Raw genomic sequence first — 6,370 nt, forward strand, 5'->3', positions numbered from 1 at the left:
GCCGGTCGACGCGGGCGGCCACCGCGGCCATCCCGACGTCGGGGCGGGCGGCCAGGACCGCCTCGATCTCGCCGAGCTCGATGCGCCGGCCCCGGATCTTGACCTGGCCGTCGACCCGGCCGCCGAAGTCGAGCGTGCCGTCGGCGCGCCAGCGCCCCCGGTCGCCGGTGCGGTAGAGCCGCCGGCCGCCGCCGGCCGGGTCGGGGACGAACCGGTCCGCGGTGAGCCCCGGCTGCCCGAGGTAGCCGCGGGCCAGCGAGTCGCCGCCGAGGTAGATCTCCCCGGCCACGCCGACCGGCGCCGGGCGCAGCGCCTCGTCCAGGACGAGCACCGTGGTCCGGTGCAGCGGCCGGCCGATCGGGACGCTGACCGCGTCGGCGGGCAGTTCGCGGACCCGCTGGGCGGTGACGATCAGGGTCGCCTCCACCGGGCCGTACCCGTTGACGATGCGCAGGTGCGGCCAGCGCGCGGCCAGGTCCCGCACGTGCGGTGCGGACGCCGCCTCCCCGCCGAAGAAGATCTGGCGCAGCGCGCCCAGCTCCTCCAGGCACTCCTCGACCGCCAGGTTGAACAGGGTGGTGGTGAGGAAGGTGGTGGTGACGCCGTGCCGGCGGATCGCGGCGACGATGCCGGCCGGGGTGACCGGCTCGGCCGGGTAGAGCGCGCAGGTGCCGCCGTGCAGCAGCGGGCCGAAGATGTCGAAGATCGCCGCGTCCCAGTTGACGCTGCTCAGGTGCAGGACGGTCTCGTCGGGGCCGAGGTGGACGAAGTCCTGCCCGACCAGCGAGTCGACGATCGCCCGGTGGGTGAGCGCGGTGCCCTTCGGCCGGCCGGTGGAGCCGGAGGTGTAGAGCACGCAGGCCAGGTTGTCGGCGTCCGGCGCCGGGGCGGGCGCGTCGGCCGGCTCGGCCGCGAACGTCTCCGCTGCCAGGGTGACCGCGACCCGGTCCGGCACCAGATGCCGCCAGGCGGGCTGGACCAGCACCAGGTCGGCGCCGGTGTCGGCGGCGAGCAGCTCCAGCCGGCGGCGCGGGTCGCGCGGGTCCAGCGGCAGGTACGCCGCCCCGGCCTTGAGGATGCCGAGCAGGCCGACGACCAGGTCGACGGAGCGTTCGGCGCAGAGCCCGACGATCCGCTCCGGGCCGGCGCCGCGCCGCCGCAGGTGGTGGGCGACCCGGTTGGCCCGCGCGTCCAACTCGGCGTAGCTGACCGGGCCGTCGGCCGCGGCCAACGCGACCCGGTCCGGGTGGGCGGCGACCTGGGCGGCCAGGATCGCCACCACGCTCCGGTCGTCCCGGGCCGGGCCGGCGGCCTCGGCGCGGGCGGCGGCCGCGACGGGGACGCCGGGTGCGGCCTCCGGGTCGGCGACCATCTCGGCCAGCAGCGCGCAGTACGCGTCGGCCAGCCGCTCCACCTCCCCCGGGGACATCCGGCCGGCGTCCGCCTCGAAGGAGACCCCCTGCGGACCGGTGGTGACCATCAGCCCGAAGTTCGTCCGGGCGATCTCCTCGATCTCCTGCTTGTGCTCGCTGTCCAGCGCGTGGAAGTGCACGTAGTTGAAGGCGGTGTCGACCAGCACCTCGCCGGCCCACCGGCCGCGCTGTAGTTCGGCGAGCGGGAAGCGGCGGTGCGGGATCAGCTCCCGCTCGGCGGCGAAGACGTCCCGCAGCAGGCCCAGCCAGCTCGTCGCGGCGGAGCGCACCCCGAACGGCACCACGTTGAGGAACAGCCCCCGCATGCCGTCCGCCCCGGCCCGCTCCGGGCGGCCGTTGGTGGCGAACCCGGTGGAGTACGCCTCGCCGTCGGCGAGCTGCCCCATCAGGTGGTAGTAGGCGGTGAACAGCACCGTCTTGCGGGGCACCCCGGCCCGGGCGGCGAGGGCGTCGAGGCCGGCCTGGAGGTGCTGGTAGGTGCGCAGCACCTCACACGTCGACTTGTCGGTGGGCTCCGCGCCGACCGAGCGCGGCACCCGCACCGGCGGGAACTGCTCGACCATGCCGTCCCAGAAGGCCCGGGCGGCCGGGTCGGCGACCGCGGCGCGCTCCAGCGCGACGTACTCGGCGAAGCGGGGCACCGGACCACCGGCCGGCTCCTCCCCCGCGCCGGTGACCGCGCGGCGGTGCCGGTCGACCAGCTCGGCGATGAGCGAGGTGAGGCTCCAACCGTCCAGCACGGCATGGCAGTCGGTGATGGTGAGCCGGTACTCGGCGTCGTTGAGCACGTGCACGTGCAGCCGGATCAGCGGCGGCACGGCCAGCTCGAACCAGCGCACCGCCTCGGCGTGCAGGTGCTCGCGGACCCGCTCGGCCTGGGTGGCCTCGTCGAGGCCCCGCAGGTCGTCCACGCCCACCGGCAGCTCGGCGGCCGGGTGCACCAGTTGCAGCGGCTCCTCGTACGTGCTCCAGTCGAAGCCGGTGCGCAGGATCTCGTAGCGGGCCACCACCGCGTCGGCGGCGGCCTGCATGGCGGCGGCGTCGAAGCCGCCCGGCTCCTGCACCCGGAAGCTGGTCACGTTGTGGTACGCGCCCTTGCCCGCGTCGGCGAGCAGCTCGTAGAGCATGCCCTGCTGCATCCGGGTCAGCGGGTACGCGTCCTCCAGCCCGGCGGGCAGCCGGTCCCGGTCGGCCGGGGCCACCATGGCGAACCGCTCCACGGGCGCGTCCCCGGCCGGGGTGGCGCCGCGGCGGTCGGCGGCGACGTCGACCGCCCGGGCCAGCTCGCCGAGCGCCTGGTGGGCGAAGACGTCGCGCAGCGCGACGGTGACGCCCCGCCGCTCGGCGAGCCCGACCACCCGCAGCGCGAGGATCGAGTCGCCGCCGAGGTCGAAGAAACGGTCGGTGACGCCGACCCGCTCCGCGCCGAGCGCCGCGCACCACACCTCGGCGAGCAGCCGCTCGGTCGGGGTGGCCGGCGGCACGTGCTCCCGGGCGGCGTCCAGCGTGGCGCCCTCGGCCGCGGGCAGCGCCCGGCGATCGACCTTGCCGTTGGCGGTCAGCGGCAGCGCCGGCAGCACGGTGAAGGTGGCCGGCACCATGGCCTCGGGCAGCCGGTCGCGCAGCCAGCGGCGCAGCTCCTCCCCGGTCAGGTCGCCGTCGACCACCAGGTACGCGTGCAGCCGGTGCTCGCCGGTGCGCTCGCCCCGGGCCACCACGGCGGCCTGGCCGACGGCGTCGTGCCGCAGCAGCGCGGCCTCCACCTCGCCCAGCTCGATCCGGTGGCCGCGGATCTTCACCTGGTCGTCGGCGCGGCCCCGGTACTCCAGCTCCCCGCCGGGCAGGTGCCGGGCCCGGTCGCCGGTGCGGTACAGCCGGGCGCCGGGGTCGGTGGAGAACGGGTCGGGGACGAACCGGTCCGCGGTGAGGCCGGGGCGGCCCAGGTAGCCGCGGGCCAGGCCGGCGCCGCCGACGTACAGCTCGCCGGTGGCGCCGACCGGGACGGGGCGCAGGTGCCGGTCGAGCACGTGGACGGTGAGGTCGCCGAGCGCCCGGCCGATCGGCGAGACGGCGTCCCCGGCGAGGTCGGCGGCGGTCACCAGGCGGTGGGTGACGTGGACGGTGGTCTCGGTGATGCCGTACATGTTGACCAGCCGCACGCCCGCGCCCGGGCCGTCGAGCCAGCCGTCCAGCTCCGGCAGGTCCAGCTTCTCCCCGCCGAGCACCACGTGCCGCACACCGAGATCCGCGAGGGGCCGGTCGCCGAGGGCGGCGCGCAGGTTGCGGAACGCGCCGGGGGTCTGGCTGAGCATGGTGACCCGCTCGGCGGCCAGCAGCGCCGCGAACCGGTGCGGGTCGCGGGCGGTGGCCTTGTCGACCAGCACCACCGTGCCGCCCCGGGTCAGCGCCCCCCACAGCTCCCAGACCGAGAAGTCGAAGGCGTACGAGTGGAACAGGCTCCACACCCCGCCGGGCCGCAGGTCGAGCGCGTCCACGCAGGAGTCGAGGAGGCGGACCACCTGCCGGTGCGGCACGCACACGCCCTTCGGGCGGCCGGTCGAACCGGAGGTGTAGATGACGTAGGCGAGGTTGTCGGCGGTGGCGACCGGCGCCGGGTCGTCGGTCGGCGCGGCGGCGATCGCCGGGTCGTCCAGCCGGACCAGCCCGGCCGGGTCCACCGGTGTCCGGTCGGCGAGGCCGGGCGACACCACGGCCAGCCGGACCCCGGCGTCGCCCACCACGTAGGCCAGCCGGTCGCGCGGGTGCTCGGGGTCCAGCGGCACGTACGCCCCGCCGGCCTTGAGGATGCCGAGGATGCCGACGGCCAGGTCGACGTCGCGGTTCACGCAGAGCGCCACCATCGTCTCCGGCCCGACCCCGGCCGCGCGCAGCCGGTGGGCGAGCTGGTTGGCCCGCCGGTTCAGCGTGGCGTAGTCGACCCGCTCCGGGCCGGCCACCACGGCGACGGCGTCCGGGGTGGCGGCGGCGTGCCGGGCGAACCGCTCGTGCAGCAGGTCGGCCGAGTCGTAGCCGCGCACCGGGGCGGCCCAGTCGGCGAGCCGGATCCGCTCGTCGTCGGGGAGCAGGTCCAGGTCGGACAGCGGGGTGTCCGGGTGGGCGACGACCTGTTCGAGCAGCCGGCGGTACTGGGCGGCCCAGCGCCGCATCGTCTCCGGTCGCCACAGGTCGGCGCGGTGGAAGAACGCGCCGGCCAGCCCGTCGGGGCGGCGGGCGGTCTGCAGGATCAGGTCGAACTTGACCGCGTCGAGGTCGAGGTCGAACCGCTCGCCGGTCACCTCGCCGAGGCGGACGGGCCGGTCGTCGGCGTCGTCGTCGAGGCTGAACATGGCCTGGAACAGCGGCGTGCGGTCCAGGCTGCGGTCCGGGCTGACCTCGTCGACGACCCGCTCGAAGGGCGCCTCCTGGTGGTCGTACGCGCCGAGGGCGTCGGTGCGGACCCGGTCGAGCAGCTCGCCGAAGGACGGGTTCCCGCCGAGGTCGGCCCGGAGCACCAGGGTGTTCACGAAGAAGCCGACGACCTGCTCCACCTCGGGCCGGGTCCGCCCGGCGACCGGGGTGCCGACGCCGAAGTCGACCTGCCCGGTGAGCCGGCCGAGCACCGCCTCGAAGCCGGCCAGCAGGGCCATGTAGAGGGTCGCGCCGCGCTCCTTGGCCAGCCGCTCCAGCGCGTCGACGAGCACCGGCTCCAGGCTGAACTCGCGGGTGGCGCCGGCGGTGGAACGGCGGGCCGGGCGGTCGGCGTCGGTGGGCAGTTCCAGCGGCGGCAGGCCGGCCAGCCGGTCCCGCCAGTAGGCCAGGTCCCGGCCGAGCCGCGCGCCGCCGGCGGCACCGCGCTGCCAGGCCGCGTAGTCGGCGTACCGGACCGGCGGCTCGGGCCGGGGCTCGCCGGCGTAGAGCGCCTCCAGGTCGCGGACCAGCACGCCCATCGACCAGCCGTCGGCGACGATGTGGTGCATGGTCAGCAGGACCACGTGGTCGGCCGCGCCCAGCCGCCACCCGGTGACCCGGAACAGCGGCCCGGTGGCCAGGTCGAACGGCTCCCCGGCGATCCGCCGGGCCGCCTCGGCGACCTCGGCGGCGCCGCCCGCGTCGCGCCAGTCGACGCCGGCCCAGCCGGGCACGATCTCCTGCCGGACCACCCCGTCGACCACGCTGAACCGGGTGCGCAGCGCGTCGTGCCGGTCGACCAGGGCGGCGAACGCCGCGTCCAGGCGGTCGCGGTCCAGCGGCCCGGTGAGCCGCCAGGCCACCGGGATGGTGTACGCCGCGCCGGCGCCGTCGAGCCGGTCGAGGAAGACCAGCCGCTCCTGCCCGAAGGAGACCGGCAGGTCGCGGGTGCCGTCGCCCCGGGTGATCCCGTCCGGTGCGGTACGCGGCGCGGCGCGTCCGGCGAGCCGCTGGCGGAGCAGCTCCTGCTGGGCGGGGGTGAGGGCGGTCATCGGGTTTCCTCCAGTTTCCGGGCGAGCCGGGCGATGGTGCGGGCCTCGAAGAAGGTGCGCAGGGTGAGCGGGGCGGCCAGCCGGTCCCGCAGCCGGGAGATGACCCGCAGGGCGGTCAGCGAGTGGCCGCCGAGGGCGAAGAAGTCGTCCTCGACGCCGATGTCGGGGCGGTCCAGCAGCTCGGCCCAGACCTCGGCGATCAGCCGCTCGGTGTCGGTGCGCGGGCCGACCCGGGCGGTGCCGGTGGCCTCGGCCCGGATCTCCGGCAGCGCCGCCCGGTCGACCTTGCCGTTGCCGAGCAGCGGCAGGGCGTCCAGGACGAGCAGCTCGGCCGGGATCATGGCGTACGGCAGGGTGGCCTCCAGGCGGCGGCGCAGGTCGGCCTCGGTGACCGCGCCGCCGGCCGCCCGCTGGGCGTAGCCGGCGAGCCGCCAGCCGTTCGGCCCGTCGGGGCGGGCCACCACGGCCGCCGCGCCG

2 protein-coding genes are annotated in these 6,370 nt (G+C 76.7%); both read right to left on the reverse strand.

What is annotated here, in order from left to right; genetic code table 11:
- The coding region (locus B0E53_RS31895) for a non-ribosomal peptide synthetase (RefSeq protein ID WP_107079369.1) at positions 1 to 5,893 on the reverse strand (5,893 nt) is incomplete at its 3' end.
- Positions 5,890 to 6,370, reverse strand: a 481-nt coding sequence (locus B0E53_RS31900; RefSeq protein WP_146167842.1) for a phosphopantetheine-binding protein, incomplete at its 5' end; no start/stop codon positions are given. The genes B0E53_RS31900 and B0E53_RS31895, both read right to left, overlap by 4 nt.

The organism is Micromonospora sp. MH33, assembly GCF_003013775.1.
Classification (GTDB): Bacteria; Actinomycetota; Actinomycetes; order Mycobacteriales; family Micromonosporaceae; genus Micromonospora; species Micromonospora fulviviridis.